Genomic DNA, 13,876 nt, shown 5'->3' on the forward strand with positions numbered 1-13,876 from the left:
CCTCTCATGGAGGATCTGTGGCCGGCGCCCTCGCCCACGGCCGGGCAGGTGATCCGCACGGTGTGCCAGCGGCTGCTCGCCGAGAGCGACGAGCTGGCGGAGGCCCTCACCCGGCCGGCCCTCACCGCCCAGAACAGCGACGAGCTCGTCGCGGACGGATCGCTCGCCGACGAGGACCGTCACATCAGCCGTTCGGACCTCGTGCAGTGGCTCACCTCGAACATCCATCGGCCGGGCCAGCGGGTGGAGCCGTACTTCGACTCCAGGACGACGGCGTACATCCACGACCTCGCGACGCGTGGCATCGCGCCGGACTACGCCTCCGCGTGGCGCGTTGCGCTCGCGCTGGCCTGGCGACGCTGGCTCCAGGAATGCCTGGCCCAGCGCGCGGATCCCGATGTCCTCGTCGAGGTCCTCGACGTCGTGGCCCAGTCGATGGTGCAGTACGCCGTCGACTGGGTTGCCGCTGCGCGGGAGACCCGGCTCGCCGATGAGGTGGTCGACGCCGATGCCGAGGCGCTCGCGATGATCCGGATGATCGGGAGCGGGGCTCCGCTTCCCCAGGACGTCGCGGAGGCGCGCCTCAACTACCGGCTCACGCGCTCCCACACCGCGCTCACCCTGTGGGTCGCCGAGCCGGCCCGGGCCGATGCGCTCGAAGCGGCGGTGGCGGCGGTGCGGTCGACCGCGGCGGGCAGGACGGCCCTGGTCGCCCGGGCCAGCACGACCGCGCGCTGGATCTGGGTCTCCGGGCCGGAGTCCGGCGACCTGAACGCCATCGAGAAGGTCCTGGCGAAGGCGGAGCCGGTCCGCTCGGCGGCAGGACGTCCCGGCCACGGGCTGGACGGCTTCCGCTCGAGCCACCGTGAGGCGCTCGCGGCGCAAGCGATGATCATCCGGCTCGGCTCGGAACGGCGCTTCACGGCGTACGGCGACGTCGAGCTCATCGACGCCCTCACCCAGGACCGGGGGAGTGCCCAGCGCTTCGTCACCAGCACGCTGGGGCCCCTGGCCGACGCCGACGAAGCGCTGCGAGAGGCACTGCTCACCTACGTGCAGTGCGGCTTCAACACGACGCGGGCCGCGGCCAACCTCTACGCCCACCGCAACACGGTCGAGCGCCGGGTGTCGCGTGCCAACGAGCTCTCGACCGTGAAGGTCGAGGACAACCCCACGCACGTCGCTGCGGCCCTGCTGGTCCTCGAGATCGCGCCCGACATCGTGACGAGCACGGACCACTAGGCCGTGTCTCCCAAGTCGGCGCCGTAGCGAGCGGCGTTTCCGGCCGATCTGGCAAGGTGGCGGAGCGACGTCGTGCTGGATCGCCCTTCGAGCGACGCCAACGCAGCCAGATCGAGTCGGAAACGTCGCGTAGTAGGCGGGGACTTGGGTGACACGGCCTAGAGCTCTTCGAGCTGCCGGTACCTGGCCAGGGCGGGCAGGGCCAGGACCAGGCCGGCGTCGGACTCCGTCACGCCGGCGGGCTCGAGCATCGCCTGAGAAGCGGTGGCCATGAGGCAGTACGCGAGGATCACGGACCAGCGGCTCCTTGCTGGCCGCGCGGGTTGATCGGTGATCGAGCGACTCGTGGTGGCCGGTTCACGCTGCATCGGTGCGCTCGGCGTGAGTGCACGGTGCCCACTGAACAGTTCGGCCAGTCGATGGTGTTCCACCTCACTTGATCATCTGATACGGTCATTTGAACAAGTCGTCCCGAGTAGGAGCCAGCCATGACCGTTGTGCCGGACGTCCCGTCCCTGCCGGCCGTTCCGCGGGACAGGCCCGTGACGGAGATCCTCGAGGGAGTCCTCACCCGCGGCCGGATCGACCGGTTCGACGCCGACGTCGAGCCGGCGCCGGCAACGCTCCAGGCGGGGTCGACCGACCTCGGTCTGGGCGCCTGAGGAGGGCGACCATGGCACTGGAGAGCTCGCGTCTCGCCTTCGAGCGCACCCGGCGCAGCGTCGGAGGGGGAGTGGGGTCCGGCCTGCGTGCCTCGATGCGGCCGCATCCCCTCTTCGTGCGGGAGGCCCGGGGTGCCCATGTGTGGGACCTGGATGGGGACCGCTACGTCGACTACGTCATGGCGTGGGGGCCGCTCGTGCTCGGCCACGGAGATCCGCGCGTCGTCGAGGCGGTGCGTGATGTCGCAGACCGGATGCAGGTCGTCGGCACCGGCCACGAGCTCGAGTACCTCGCCGCTGAGGCGGTCCTCGACGCCGTACCCCATGGCGAGCGGCTGCTGTGGAGCAACACCGGGACCGAGGCCGTCCAGGTCGCGCTGCGCCTGGCCCGGGCGGCGACCGGTCGCCGACGGGTGCTGAAGTTCGCCCGGAGCTACCACGGTTGGCACGACTCGGTGTACGCCGGGCTCGACGAGGCCGACAGCGACCGGCCGGCCGCGGTGGTGAGCAAGGGACAGTCGCCGAGCGCCTTGGACGATCTCGTGGTGGCGCGGTTCAACGACGTCGCGATGGCCGAGCGGATCCTCGCCGAAGCGGTGGAGCGGGACATCGCGGCGGTGCTCGTGGACCCGATCCTGAGCAATGGCGGTGTCGAGGCGCCCGGCCCCGACTTCCTGCCCACGCTGCGCACGCTGTGCGACCGGCACGGGGTCGTCCTGGTCTTCGACGAGGTGATCGCGGGCTTCCGGGTCGCCCGCGGCGGCTCCGCCGAGCGGTTCGGGGTGACGCCCGACCTGTCCGTCTTCGGCAAGGCGATGGCCGGCGGGCTCACGCAGAGCGCGGTGGTCGGCCGCGCCGGCCTCATCGACCAGGTGACCTCCGGGGTGGTCCACGCCGGAACCTTCAACGCCAATCCGCTGGCCCTGGCGGCCGTCGAGGCGACCATGCGCGCGCTGGACGAGCCCGGCCTCTACGAGGCGCTCGAGCGCGTCGCCGCCGACTTCGAGGTCAAGGTCGGAGCGGTCCTCGCCGCCCAGCCGGGCCGCGGCAGCCTGAACCGGGTCGGCTCTCTCCTGCAGTACGTGCCCGAAGGCGGGGGCACCGGCCTCCACGGGACCGGTGGCCACTGGGACGCGATCCTCGACGGGATGCTGCGTCGCGGCTTCCTGTTCATGCCGTCGGGCAAGGTCTTCCTCTCCACCGCCCACACCGCTTCCGACGTCGAGGCGACCGCCGAGGCGCTCGACAAGGTCCTCTGCGAGCTGTGACCAACCCTCTCCTGTCCCGAGAAAGGACGAGCACATGACCACTCTGACCACCTTGGACGCCACGGCGCCGCTCGGCGAGGCGATCGCCGTCGTTGAGCGCGACGGCGGCGTCATCATCCGCGACTTCTTCGACAGTGCGACCCTCGCCGAGCTGCGCGCCGACATCGACGCCGCCATGGCCGCGACCCCGTGGGGCCAGGACGACTTCTCCGGGCACCGGACCAAGCGCCTGTACGGCGTCTTCCAACACACGCAGCACGCCGCGACCGCGGTGCGGCACCCGCACTACGCGGGCATCGCGAGCCACTTCCTGGAGGTCCCCCAGACGGGGTTCTTCGGAGAGGACATGCTCGAGCTGACGCCCAGCTACACCGTCGGCGTCAGCTCCATCATCGACATCCACCCGGGCGAGGGCCCCCAGCCGCTGCACCGTGACGACGGCGTGTGGCAGTGGCGGCACCCCGAGGGCTACCGCCAGGCCCGGGTGCAGGTCATGGTCGCGGTCACCGACTTCACCGCCGAGAACGGCGGCACCATGGTCGTGCCGGGCAGCCACCTGTGGGGTGACGACCGTGGCCCGCGGACCGACGAGGCCGTGCCGACCGTCATGAGCGCCGGCTCGGCGCTGATCTGGGTCGGCGGGACCTTCCACGGGGGCGGCACCAACACCTCCGACAGCAACCGCATCGGCCTGACGATCGGCCTCGACCTCGGTTTCCTGCGCCAGGAGGAGAACGCCTACCTCACCTACCCCGTCGAGGTCGTCAAGACGTTCGACGAGGACATCCAGCAGCTCCTCGGCTGGTCCGTGTGCGCTCCGGGCACCGGCTTCGTCGAGCACCAGGGCGTCATGGCCGACCCGATCTTCCTGCTCCAGGGTGAGGGTGCCGAGGTCACCAACTCGTTCGCGCAGTTCGACGACGCCCTCGCGCAGAAGGCCTGAGGGTGCCCATCGCGGTGGCCGTCGTCGGCCTCGGCGCCACGGGTCTGGCGATCGTCGAGGCGCTGGCCGCCCGCCGGGACTGCCAGCTCGTCGGGGCGCTCGACATCCGGCCCGACCTCAACGGGGTGGAGCTGTCCTCGCTCGTCGCGGGTGCTCCCGGCGTACCGGTCGTGTCGTCGACCGACGACCTGCCGGCGGCCGATGTCGCCGTGGTCGCGACGTCGTCGTGGATCGCCGGCGTCGAGCCCGTCCTCGTCGCCCTGGTCCGGCGAGGGATGAACGTGGTCTCGATCTGTGAGGAGCTGCGTGACCCGGCGGCGCGACACCCGGAGATCGTGGCCCGCCTGGACGCGGCCGCACGCGAGCACGGCGTCTCCGTCCTCGGCACCGGATGCAATCCCGGGATGCTCATGGACACGCTTCCCATCGTCCTGAGCGGCCTGACCACAGAGGTGGAGCGGATCTCGGTGCGCCGGACTGCCGACATGCGCCGCTACGGCGCGATCCTCCAGAAGTTCGGCCTCGGCCTTCCTCCCGTCGAGTTCGACGAACGCAGGGCGGCGGGAGAGGTCATGGGGCACGTCGGGTTCGACCAGAGCATCACGGCGCTGGCCCGCGGACTCGAGTGGACCCTCGACGAGGTCGAGGTCGAACCGGTCGAGCGCGACCTCGTCGCCGCGGCGGACCGGGTGGCCGACCACGTGACCGTGGCCGCGGGCACCGTCGCCAGCGTGGTGCACCGGGCCCGGGGGACCCGGGCGGGCGGGGCCGTGATCGAGCTCGTCACGCGCTTCGGGATCTTCGAGCCCGAGGACGACGTGCCACGGGGTGACCTGCTCACGATCGTCGGCCGCGAGCAGACCATCACGCTCAGCGCGCCCGACGGGTACGAGAGCTTCGCGTCGACCGTGGCGATGGCGGCCAATGCGGTCTCCGGTCTGGTCGAGGCGGCACCCGGCTTCCGCACCCTGCTCGACCTCCCGGTCTCCGCGCTCGCCAGCAAGGGGGCGCGTCGGGTCGGGTGACCCCTCACCAAGGCGCTGCTATCGTCTGACTTGTTCATATGACCCAGTCAGGTTCGGAGGCACCGTGGCCCACATCCCCACCGAAGTCCGCCGCCAGCAGTTCATCGACGCCGCGATCGAGGTCATCGCCCGCGACGGCGTCGACGGTGCGACGACACGGAAGATCGCGCAGGAGGCGGGTGCGCCGCTGGCGACCCTCCACTACTGCTTCCAGACCAAGGAGAACCTGCTCTGGGCGGTCTTCGAGTACCTCGCAGACACCATCCGCACGGAGCTGGAGGAGCGCGTTCCCCAGGGGCAGAGCACCGCGTCCATCGCCGAACAGGTGCTGACCGAGACCCTCCGCGCCGCCATCGACCGCCCTTCGGCCAACCGGGCCCAGCTCGAGATCTGGCTGTGGGCCGAGCGCAACGACCAGGAGGTCGCGCTCCGTCTCTACGACATGTACGTCGAGGTGTGGCGCGAACAGCTGAAGGCTGCGAAGGCGCCCCTTCCCGACGACGAGATCGAGTCGTTGGCCCGGGTCGTCCTGGCCCTGGTCGACGGGCTCAACAACCAGCTGATCGCCCACGGCGACGAGAAGCTACTCCGGCGTGAGATCGACACCGCCACTGCCATGCTCGCGGCCTACCTTGGCCGCCGCAGGCGCCGGTCGGCCTGACTCCTGCGCACCGCGTCGTGGTGGTGAACCTCTGATTGCGGATCCGCTCCGAGCGCGATTGTGGTCACACGTTCTGATCAGATGATCGCTTGTCGCATGTGCGGACAGTCGTCCTCGCCGTCTGGCTCGGACGTCGCCGGCAGGGCCTGACTGGAGCGGGTCGACGTCAGCGGGGGGCGCCGACCATCCGCAGCGCGAGCTCGGCGTAGTACGCCCCGACGTCCTCGGGGCTCCAGTCGCGCTCCTCGCGGTACCAGCGAGCGATGTCGATGCCGAGCGAGAGCAGCGCGGTCGTGGCCATGCGCGGGTCCGGGGTGTCGAAGGCGCCGCCCGCCACTCCCCGCTCGACCACGCCGCGCAGCTCGGCCGCGATCTCCCGGCGCAGGCGGAGGATCTCGGCGAGGTGCTCCTCGCTGAGCGAGGCGAGCTCGTAGTTCACGACGCGCGCCTCGGTGTTGGCCTGCGCGTGGTGGACGGCGAAGGCCCGGACCACCTCCGAGAGCTGGGTGACGGGATCCTCGCTGCCCGCCGTCGCACTACGCACCAGCTCGAGCGTGGCTTCGTGGCCGCGTCGCGAGATCTGGTGGAGCAGCTCCTCCTTCGAGCGGTGGTGCACGTAGACCGCAGCTGGGCTCATGCCGGCGGCGGCCGCGATGTCGCGCGTGCTCGTGGCATGGAAGCCCCGTTCCGCGAAGGCCGTCAGCGCGGCGTCGAGCAGGCGGCTGCGGGTCTGGTTCGCGTGCGGGCGGATCCCCGTGTCGGCGTCGGTCATCTCGTCCTTCCTCCGTCGCCCGAGGGCCGGTGTGACCGGCCCCACAGCCGGTTGCCCGTTGACGGCGCTCGTGATTCCCGTGCATGGTAGAGGTCAACCTAACTAAGCGAGCGCTTAGTTAGTTTTCCGAGGAGGAGCCCATGCCCGAAGCCGTGATCGTCGCCACCGCCCGCTCGCCCATCGGGCGCGCCGGCAAGGGATCGCTCAAGGACATGCGCCCCGACGACCTGACCGTCCAGATGGTCCGCGCCGCCCTCGCCCGGGTGCCCGAGCTCGACCCCGCGCAGATCGACGACCTGATGCTCGGCGTCGGTCAGCCGGCCGGCGAGGCGGGCAACAACCTGGCCCGCGCGGTCGCGGTGTTCGCCGGCCTCGACGAGGTCCCCGGGGTGACGGTGAACCGTTACTGCTCCTCGAGCCTGCAGACCACCCGGATGGCGCTGCACGCCATCAAGGCCGGCGAGGGCGACGTCTTCGTCTCGGCCGGTGTCGAGACCGTGAGCCGCTACTCCAACGGCTGGTCCGACAACCCCGAGGGGCACAACCCCCTCGTCGCCGATGCGCAGGCCCGGACCGCGACCTTCGCGCAGGGTGGCCACACCTGGGTCGACCCCCGCACGCTCGGGACCCTGCCGGACCTCTACATCGCGATGGGCCAGACCGCCGAGAACGTCGCGCAGGTCACCGGCATCACGCGTGCCGAGCAGGACGCCTTCGGCGCCCGCAGCCAGAACCTGGCCGAGAAGGCCATCGCCGACGGCTTCTGGGCGCGTGACATCACCCCGGTCACGCTGCCCGACGGCACCGTCGTCAGCGCGGACGACGGCCCTCGCGCCGGTGTCACCCTCGAGGCCGTCGCCGACCTCAAGCCGGTCTTCCGCCCCGACGGCACCGTCACCGCCGGCAACTGCTGCCCGCTCAACGACGGCGCCGCTGCCCTCGTGATCATGTCCGACACCAAGGCGCGCGAGCTCGGCCTCACCCCGCTCGCCCGGATCGTCTCGACCGGCGTCTCCGGCCTCTCGCCCGAGATCATGGGTCTCGGTCCGGTCGAGGCGTCGCGCCGCGCGCTCGCCCGTGCGGGCATGACGATCGACGACATCGACCTGGTCGAGATCAACGAGGCGTTCGCGGTCCAGGTGATCGGCTCGGCGCGCGAGCTGGGCATCGCCGAGGACCGGCTCAACGTCAACGGGGGTGCCATCGCCGTCGGCCACCCGTTCGGCATGACCGGTGCGCGGATCACGAGCACGCTGATCAACTCGCTGCAGTGGCACGACAAGCAGTTCGGTCTCGAGACCATGTGTGTCGGCGGCGGGCAGGGCATGGCGATGGTCCTGGAGCGGCTCTCGTGAGCCTCGGCGTCGTCGTCACCGGGGCCGGGCACGGCATCGGCCGGGCGCTCGCCACGCGGATGAGCGCCGGGGGTGCGCGGGTCGTCGTCAACGACCTCGACGCCGAGGCCGCCGCCCGCGTCGCGGCCGAGATCGGCGGGTACGCCGCACCGGGAGACGCCGCCTCCCAGGACGGGGTGGCGGCGCTCGTCGAGACCGCTCGCGGTCAGCTGGGCGCCATCGACGTCTGGTTCGCCAACGCCGGCATCGACTGGGGCCACGGCCTGGACGCACCCGAGTCGGACTGGGCCGCCTGCCTCGAGGTCAACGCGCTCGCCCACGTCCGGGCGGCCCGACTCCTGGTTCCCGACTGGGTGGAGCGCGGGTCCGGACGCTTCGTGGTCACCGCGTCGGCAGCCGGCCTCCTCACGCTGCTCGGCAGCCCGACGTACTCGGTCAGCAAGCACGCCGCCGTGGCGTTCGCGGAATGGCTCTCCGCGACGTACCGCCACCGCGGTGTCGTGGTGCAGGCGATCTGCCCGCAGGGAGTCAGGACCCGGATGCTCGCGAATGCGGGTGCCCTCGAGGAGGTCCTCAGCCACGACCGCGCCCTGGAGCCCGAGGAGGTCGCCGAGGCGATGTGGCAGGCGATGGCGGACGACCGGTTCCTGGTCCTGCCGCACCCCGAGGTCGCCGACTACTACGCCCTGCGCGCCACACAGCCCGACCGCTGGCTGGACGGCATGAACCGGTTGCAGCGCGTCATCGAGGAGCACGAGGAAGGAGCAAGCCGATGAAGGCGTGGCACGTCGCCGAGCTCGGCGAGCCCAAGGACGTCCTCGCGCTGGTGGAGGTCGCCGATCCCGTGCCGGGCGCGGGTCAGCTGGTCGTGAAGGTGCTGGCGTCGCCGGCGAACTTCCCCGACGTGCTGATGTGCCGGGGTCTCTACCAGGTCCGCCCGGAGCTCCCGTTCACCCCGGGCGTCGAGCTGTGCGGAGAGGTGGTCGCGCTCGGAGCGGGCGTCACCGGCTTCGCCGTGGGCGAGCGGGTGGTCGGTGGCTCGGTGCTGCCGTACGGCGGCTTCGGTGAGCTCGCGCTGATGGACGCCGCCACGACGTTCCCGGCCCCGCCCGAGCTGGACGACGCTCAGGCCTCATCGCTCTACATCGGCTACCAGACGGGCTGGTTCGGCCTGCACCGCCGGGCCGGCCTCCGGGCGGGGGAGACGCTGCTGGTGCACGCGGCTGCCGGCGGCGTCGGCAGCGCCGCCATCCAGCTCGGCAGGGCCGCCGGTGCGCGCGTCATCGGCGTGGTCGGCGGTCCGGAGAAGGCCGAGGTGGCCCGGGAGCTGGGCGCCGACGTGGTGATCGACCGGCGCGAGCAGGACTTCGTGGAGGTGGTCAAGGCCGAGACCGGTGGCCGAGGCGCGGACGTGGTCTACGACCCGGTCGGCGGCGAGACCTACACCCGCTCCACGAAGTGCATCGCCTTCGAGGGCCGGATCCTCGTGGTCGGCTTCGCCGGCGGGGAGATCCAGTCCGCGGCGCTCAACCACGCACTGGTGAAGAACTACTCGATCGTGGGTCTGCACTGGGGCTTGTACAACCGCTACGACCCGGCCGCGGTCGCCGAGTGCCATCGCGACCTGACCCGGCTGGCAGCGGACGGCGCCGTGCGGCCGCTGGTGAGCGAGCGGCTCGCCCTCGACGAGGTGGCCGGCGGCGTGCAGCGGCTCGCCGACGGCGTGACCGTCGGCCGGGTGGTGGTGCAGCCATGACCCGCTCGATCGACGCCGTGCTCTTCGACTACGGCGGCGTGCTGACCCTGCCGGTGCGCGACTCGATCGCGGCCTGGCTGGAGGCGGACGGCATCGACCCACGGTCGTTCTCGCGCACGCTCAAGGCCTGGCTGTCCCGCGATGCCGCGGACGGCACGCCGATCCACCGGCTGGAGACAGGGGAGCTGCCGCCCCACGAGTTCGACGCACTGCTGGCCGCGGAGCTGAGGACCATCGACGGCCGCGCGCTCGTGCCCGAGGGGATGCTGCAGCGGATCTTCGCCGGGATGCGTCCCGACCAGGCGATGTTCGACCTGATCGACGACCTGCGCTCCGCGGGGGTCCGGGCCGGGCTGGTGTCGAACAGCTGGGGGAACACCTACCCCCGCGAGCGGATCGACGCCCTCCTCGACCCGGTCGTCATCTCGGGGGAGGTCGGACTGCGCAAGCCCCACGCCGCCATCTTCGAGCTGGCCGTCGCGCGCCTCGGGCTGCCCGCCGGCCGGGTCCTCTTCATAGACGACGCCGAGCCCAACATCCTCGGCGCCCACGCCGTCGGGCTGCAGGGCCTCCTGCACACCGACGCCACGACCACCCGTGCCGCGCTCGCAGCGCTCATCCCCGACCTTCCCGTCACGAATGGAGCCTCCGCATGACCACCACCCCCCGTCGCACCGCCGTCGTCACCGGCGCCGCCCGCGGCATCGGTGCCGGCGTCGCCAAGCGCCTGGCCGCAGACGGCTTCGCCGTCGCCGTGCTCGACCTCGACGAGGCGGCGTGCGCCCCCGTCGTCGCGGAGATCGAGGCAGCCGGAGGCGCCGCCCTCGCCGTCGGCGTCGACGTCGCCGACGAGGCAGCGGTCCAGGCTGCCGTCGAACGGATCGCCGACACGCTCGGCGAGCCGACCGTCCTGGTGAACAACGCCGGGATCATCCGCGACAACCTGCTGTTCAAGATGACCGTCGACGACTGGGACTCCGTGATGGGCGTCCACCTGCGGGGCTCCTTCCTCATGGCCCGGGCGGTGCAGGGGTTCATGATCCAGGCCGGCTTCGGTCGCATCGTCAACCTCTCCAGCACCTCGGCGCTGGGCAACCGTGGCCAGGCCAACTACGCCGCCGCGAAGGCCGGCGTGCAGGGATTCACCAAGACCCTGGCCCTCGAGCTCGGCCGGTTCGGCGTGACGGTCAACGCGATCGCCCCCGGCTTCATCGAGACCGAGATGACCGCCGCGACCGCCGAGCGGATCGGGATGCCCTTCGAGGAGTTCAAGGCGGCGGCAGCCGCCGAGATCCCCGTGGCCCGCACAGGTCGCCCCGAGGACATCGCACACGCCGTGTCGTACTTCGTCAGCGAGGGCGCCGGGTTCACCTCGGGCCAGGTCATCTACGTCGCCGGAGGGCCGAAGGCATGAGGACGTTCAACGGCATCGCCGAGCTCGAGGCGGCGGTCGGCACCCACGTCGGCCACTCCGAGTGGCACACCATCACCCAGGCGCAGATCGACGCCTTCGCGACCGCGACCGGCGACCACCAGTGGATCCACGTCGACCCCGAGCGTGCCGCGCAGGGGCCTTTCGGCAGCACCATCGCCCACGGCTACCTGACGCTGTCCCTCGTGCCCATGCTCGTGTGGGAGGTCTACGCGATCGAGGGTGTGCGGATGGGCGTCAACTACGGCGCCGACAAGCTTCGCTTCCCTGCCCCGGTCCCGGTCGACTCGAGGGTTCGTGCGGGCGTCGAGCTGCTCTCGGTGACCCCCGGCGGCGGGGGCCACCAGGTCAGGTCGCGGGTGACCGTCGAACGAGAAGGCGGCGAGAAGCCGGTCTGCGTCGTGGACACCGTGTCCGTCGTCGTCGCGTGAGCCGGGGCGAGGAGACGACGATGAGCATCGAAGGCCTGCGAGCGCTGGTGGCCGACTTCCTGGCCGGCCATGATCCCCGCACGACCGACCGGCTGGAGTTCCTCCGCGCCCGGTACGACGCCGGACTGGCCTGGGTGGCCTACCCCCAGGGGCACGGTGGACGGGGGTTGCCGCAGGCGATGCAGCCGGAGGTGGACCGACTGTTCGCCGAGGCCGGCGCGCCTGACAACAGGCCGGGCACCAACGGCATCGGGCTCGGGATGGCCGCTCCGACGATCTTGTCGTACGGCACCGAGGAGCAGAAGGACCGCTTCCTCCGGCCCCTGTGGACCGGCGAGGAGATCTGGTGCCAGCTGTTCAGCGAGCCCGGCGCGGGCTCCGACCTGGCCAACGTCTCGACGCGGGCGGTGCGTGACGGCGACGGCTGGGTCGTCAACGGACAGAAGGTGTGGACCTCGGGTGCCCACAACGCGAGGTACGCCATCCTCGTGGCGCGTACCGACCCGGACCAGCCGAAGCACTTCGGGCTGACGTACTTCCTGTGCGACATGACCGACCCCGGCGTCGACGTACGCCCGCTGCGGCAGATCACGGGCGAGGCGGAGTTCAACGAGGTCTTCCTGACCGATGTCCGCATTCCCGACTCCCAGCGTCTCGGGGCCGAGGGCGAGGGCTGGAAGGTCGCCAACGCCACGCTCAACAACGAGCGGGTCTCGATCGGCAGGTCCGCCGAGCGCGAGTCCGGGATGATCGGCGTGGTCGCCCGGACCTGGCGCGAGCACCCGGAGAAGCGAACCTCCGAGCTGCACGACCGCCTGCTGCGGCTCTGGGCCGAGGCCGAGGTGTTCCGGATGACCGGTGCGCGGTTGCGCCAGAAGCTCGCCCAGGGCCAGCCCGGTCCCGAGGGATCGGCGATGAAGCTGGCCTTCGCCCGGATCGCCCAGCAGCTGTCCGGGCTGGAGCTGGAGATCCTCGGCGAGGACGGGCTGCGCTACGAGAGCGACCGGGGCTGGAGCATGGTCCGCCCGGAGACGGTCGACTTCACCGGCCGAGATGCCGGGTACCGCTACCTGCGGGCCAAGGGGAACTCCATCGAGGGCGGCACCTCGGAGATCCTCCGCAACGTCGTGGCCGAGCGGGTGCTCGGACTGCCGGGCGAGCACCGCGTCGACAAGACCCTCCCCTGGAAGGAGATCCCCCGATGAGCGACCTCGACCTGCTGCCCACCGAGATCGAGGAGGACCTGCGCGGCAGTGTCCGTGACCTGCTCGGCGATCGCTGCGACCCGGCTGCCGTCATCGCCATGTACGACGGCGACCGCTCCCTGGTCGCACCGCTGTGGAAGGCCCTCGCTGCCGACCTCGGCCTGGCCGGGCTGCTGGTGGCCGAGGAGCACGGCGGGCACGGCGCCACGGCCCGCGAGGCTGCCGTCGTGCTGGAGGAGCTCGGCCGGCATGCCGCGCCGGTGCCGTTCCTGACCAGTGCGGTGATCGCGACCTCCGTGCTCGAGTCCGACTCGGTGACCCCCGCGGGTCGGGAGCTGCTCGCGGCCCTGGCGTCGGGGGAGCGGACGGCGGCTCTCGTCGTGCCGTGGTCGACCGGGCCGGGCAGCCCGGTCGTCGGCCGTGCGGGAACGGTGACCAGCGTGGCCGGCGCACTCGACGCCGATGTGCTGCTGGTGCCGGTGACCACCACGTCGGGCCTGGAGATCCGGGCCGTCGCGGCCGAGCGCGCCACCGTCACGCCGGTCGTCTCGCTGGACATGACCCGCCAGCTCGCCGATGTCACCGTCCCCGTCGGGGAGGGGGAGGTGGTCGTCGCCGACGCGGAGGGCGCCGTACGCGACGCGCTCGAGCTGGGCGCCGCGCTGCTGGCCTCCGAGCAGGTCGGCGCGGCGCGGTGGTGCTTGGACACGACGCTCGCCTATGTCAAGGTCCGTCGCCAGTTCGGTCGCGTGGTCGGCGGCTTCCAGGCGATCAAGCACCGCCTCGCCGACCTCTACACGGGCGTCGAGTCCGCCACCGCCGCTGCCCGGTACGCCGCGGTCGCCCACGCCGTGGCCGACCCCGACGCACCGGTCTCGACGGCCGTGGCGCAGGCGTTCTGCAGCGACCTGGCCGTCCTCGCGGCGGAGGAGGCCGTCCAGCTCCACGGCGGGATCGGCATGACCTGGGAGCACCCCGCGCACGTCTACCTCAAGCGGGCCAAGGCCGACCAGGTCGCGCTCGGTACGCCGGGCCGCCACCGCGCCCGACTGGCGACACTGGTCGACCTGCCGGGCGTCGGTGGGTGAGACCCCGCGCGCCGGCACCGACCTGCGTACACGGAC

General features: G+C 71.7%; 16 protein-coding genes. 14 read left to right on the forward strand and 2 right to left on the reverse strand.

Annotation, left to right across the window (positions count from 1 at the left end; genetic code table 11):
* Positions 1–6 precede the first annotated feature (6 nt).
* A complete protein-coding gene (locus QI633_RS03635) occupies positions 7–1,242 on the forward strand; it encodes a helix-turn-helix domain-containing protein (protein WP_282428117.1) in 1,236 nt (411 codons plus the stop codon).
* A 158-nt stretch (positions 1,243–1,400) separates the two neighbouring features.
* On the opposite strand, the gene QI633_RS03640 is transcribed toward QI633_RS03635, so the two are convergent.
* The gene (locus QI633_RS03640; protein WP_282428118.1) at positions 1,401–1,535 is read right to left on the reverse strand and encodes a hypothetical protein; all 135 of its coding nucleotides are present in this window, start codon (positions 1,533–1,535) and stop codon (positions 1,401–1,403) included.
* A gap of 195 nt (positions 1,536–1,730) precedes the next feature.
* Between QI633_RS03640 and QI633_RS03645 the strand changes: the two genes are divergently transcribed.
* The 5 genes from QI633_RS03645 to QI633_RS03665 all read left to right on the forward strand — a co-directional run bounded on the left by QI633_RS03645 (position 1,731) and on the right by QI633_RS03665 (position 5,801).
* The gene (locus QI633_RS03645; RefSeq protein WP_282428119.1) at positions 1,731–1,904 is read left to right on the forward strand and encodes a hypothetical protein; all 174 of its coding nucleotides are present in this window, start codon (positions 1,731–1,733) and stop codon (positions 1,902–1,904) included.
* A gap of 11 nt (positions 1,905–1,915) precedes the next feature.
* Positions 1,916–3,172, forward strand: a complete 1,257-nt coding sequence (locus tag QI633_RS03650; RefSeq protein WP_282428120.1) for an aminotransferase class III-fold pyridoxal phosphate-dependent enzyme — start codon at positions 1,916–1,918, stop codon at positions 3,170–3,172.
* Positions 3,173–3,206: 34 nt separating this feature from the next.
* Positions 3,207–4,115: a phytanoyl-CoA dioxygenase family protein gene (locus QI633_RS03655; protein WP_282428121.1), complete on the forward strand. Its 909-nt coding sequence runs from the start codon at positions 3,207–3,209 to the stop codon at positions 4,113–4,115.
* Between the two features lie 2 nt (positions 4,116–4,117).
* Positions 4,118–5,140 (forward strand): hypothetical protein, encoded by a 1,023-nt coding sequence (locus QI633_RS03660; RefSeq protein ID WP_282428122.1) that lies wholly within the window; start codon positions 4,118–4,120, stop codon positions 5,138–5,140.
* A 64-nt stretch (positions 5,141–5,204) separates the two neighbouring features.
* On the forward strand, positions 5,205–5,801 hold the full coding sequence (locus QI633_RS03665; RefSeq protein WP_282428123.1) for a TetR family transcriptional regulator: 597 nt from the start codon (positions 5,205–5,207) through the stop codon (positions 5,799–5,801).
* A 166-nt stretch (positions 5,802–5,967) separates the two neighbouring features.
* Here the strand turns inward: QI633_RS03665 and QI633_RS03670 are convergent, their stop codons facing one another.
* Positions 5,968–6,573: a TetR/AcrR family transcriptional regulator gene (locus QI633_RS03670; RefSeq protein WP_282428124.1), complete on the reverse strand. Its 606-nt coding sequence runs from the start codon at positions 6,571–6,573 to the stop codon at positions 5,968–5,970.
* Positions 6,574–6,713: 140 nt separating this feature from the next.
* Here QI633_RS03670 and QI633_RS03675 point away from each other — a divergent pair, with 140 nt between their 5' ends.
* Genes QI633_RS03675 through QI633_RS03710 form a run of 8 tightly spaced genes read left to right on the forward strand, consistent with a single transcriptional unit; the run spans position 6,714 to position 13,840 of the window.
* Complete coding sequence (locus QI633_RS03675) at positions 6,714–7,928, forward strand: acetyl-CoA C-acetyltransferase (RefSeq protein ID WP_282428125.1); 1,215 nt, start codon at positions 6,714–6,716, stop codon at positions 7,926–7,928.
* Positions 7,925–8,704: an SDR family oxidoreductase gene (locus QI633_RS03680; protein WP_282428126.1), complete on the forward strand. Its 780-nt coding sequence runs from the start codon at positions 7,925–7,927 to the stop codon at positions 8,702–8,704. Before QI633_RS03675 ends, QI633_RS03680 begins: the two co-directional genes overlap by 4 nt.
* Positions 8,701–9,684 carry an NADPH:quinone oxidoreductase family protein gene (locus tag QI633_RS03685; protein ID WP_282428127.1) on the forward strand — a complete coding sequence of 328 codons (984 nt, stop codon included), beginning with the start codon at positions 8,701–8,703 and terminating at the stop codon, positions 9,682–9,684. Before QI633_RS03680 ends, QI633_RS03685 begins: the two co-directional genes overlap by 4 nt.
* Positions 9,681–10,340: an HAD family phosphatase gene (locus tag QI633_RS03690; RefSeq protein ID WP_282428128.1), complete on the forward strand. Its 660-nt coding sequence runs from the start codon at positions 9,681–9,683 to the stop codon at positions 10,338–10,340. The genes QI633_RS03685 and QI633_RS03690 overlap by 4 nt, the downstream gene beginning before the upstream one ends.
* On the forward strand, positions 10,337–11,098 hold the full coding sequence (gene fabG, locus QI633_RS03695; protein ID WP_282428129.1) for a 3-oxoacyl-ACP reductase FabG: 762 nt from the start codon (positions 10,337–10,339) through the stop codon (positions 11,096–11,098). Before QI633_RS03690 ends, fabG begins: the two co-directional genes overlap by 4 nt.
* Positions 11,095–11,547, forward strand: coding sequence for a MaoC family dehydratase (locus QI633_RS03700; RefSeq protein ID WP_282428130.1), 453 nt, complete (start codon positions 11,095–11,097; stop codon positions 11,545–11,547). Before fabG ends, QI633_RS03700 begins: the two co-directional genes overlap by 4 nt.
* Before the next feature lie 20 nt (positions 11,548–11,567).
* Positions 11,568–12,752, forward strand: a complete 1,185-nt coding sequence (locus QI633_RS03705) for an acyl-CoA dehydrogenase family protein (RefSeq protein ID WP_282428131.1) — start codon at positions 11,568–11,570, stop codon at positions 12,750–12,752.
* Positions 12,749–13,840: an acyl-CoA dehydrogenase family protein gene (locus QI633_RS03710; RefSeq protein ID WP_282428132.1), complete on the forward strand. Its 1,092-nt coding sequence runs from the start codon at positions 12,749–12,751 to the stop codon at positions 13,838–13,840. Before QI633_RS03705 ends, QI633_RS03710 begins: the two co-directional genes overlap by 4 nt.
* Positions 13,841–13,876: the final 36 nt, after the last annotated feature.

It is taken from the genome of Nocardioides sp. QY071 (genome assembly GCF_029961765.1).
Taxonomy (GTDB): domain Bacteria; phylum Actinomycetota; class Actinomycetes; order Propionibacteriales; family Nocardioidaceae; genus Nocardioides.

Bases quoted from the DNA above. Each gene is read 5' to 3' on its own strand.
- QI633_RS03635 (WP_282428117.1), top strand. From the start codon at position 7: ATGGAGGATCTGTGGCCGGCGCCCTCGCCCACGGCCGGGCAGGTGATC.
- QI633_RS03645 (WP_282428119.1), top strand. From the start codon at position 1,731: ATGACCGTTGTGCCGGACGTCCCGTCCCTGCCGGCCGTTCCGCGGGAC.
- QI633_RS03650 (WP_282428120.1), top strand. From the start codon at position 1,916: ATGGCACTGGAGAGCTCGCGTCTCGCCTTCGAGCGCACCCGGCGCAGC.
- QI633_RS03655 (WP_282428121.1), top strand. From the start codon at position 3,207: ATGACCACTCTGACCACCTTGGACGCCACGGCGCCGCTCGGCGAGGCG.
- QI633_RS03670 (WP_282428124.1), bottom strand. From the start codon at position 6,573: ATGACCGACGCCGACACGGGGATCCGCCCGCACGCGAACCAGACCCGC.
- QI633_RS03675 (WP_282428125.1), top strand. From the start codon at position 6,714: ATGCCCGAAGCCGTGATCGTCGCCACCGCCCGCTCGCCCATCGGGCGC.
- QI633_RS03685 (WP_282428127.1), top strand. From the start codon at position 8,701: ATGAAGGCGTGGCACGTCGCCGAGCTCGGCGAGCCCAAGGACGTCCTC.
- QI633_RS03690 (WP_282428128.1), top strand. From the start codon at position 9,681: ATGACCCGCTCGATCGACGCCGTGCTCTTCGACTACGGCGGCGTGCTG.
- fabG (WP_282428129.1), top strand. From the start codon at position 10,337: ATGACCACCACCCCCCGTCGCACCGCCGTCGTCACCGGCGCCGCCCGC.
- QI633_RS03700 (WP_282428130.1), top strand. From the start codon at position 11,095: ATGAGGACGTTCAACGGCATCGCCGAGCTCGAGGCGGCGGTCGGCACC.
- QI633_RS03705 (WP_282428131.1), top strand. From the start codon at position 11,568: ATGAGCATCGAAGGCCTGCGAGCGCTGGTGGCCGACTTCCTGGCCGGC.
- QI633_RS03710 (WP_282428132.1), top strand. From the start codon at position 12,749: ATGAGCGACCTCGACCTGCTGCCCACCGAGATCGAGGAGGACCTGCGC.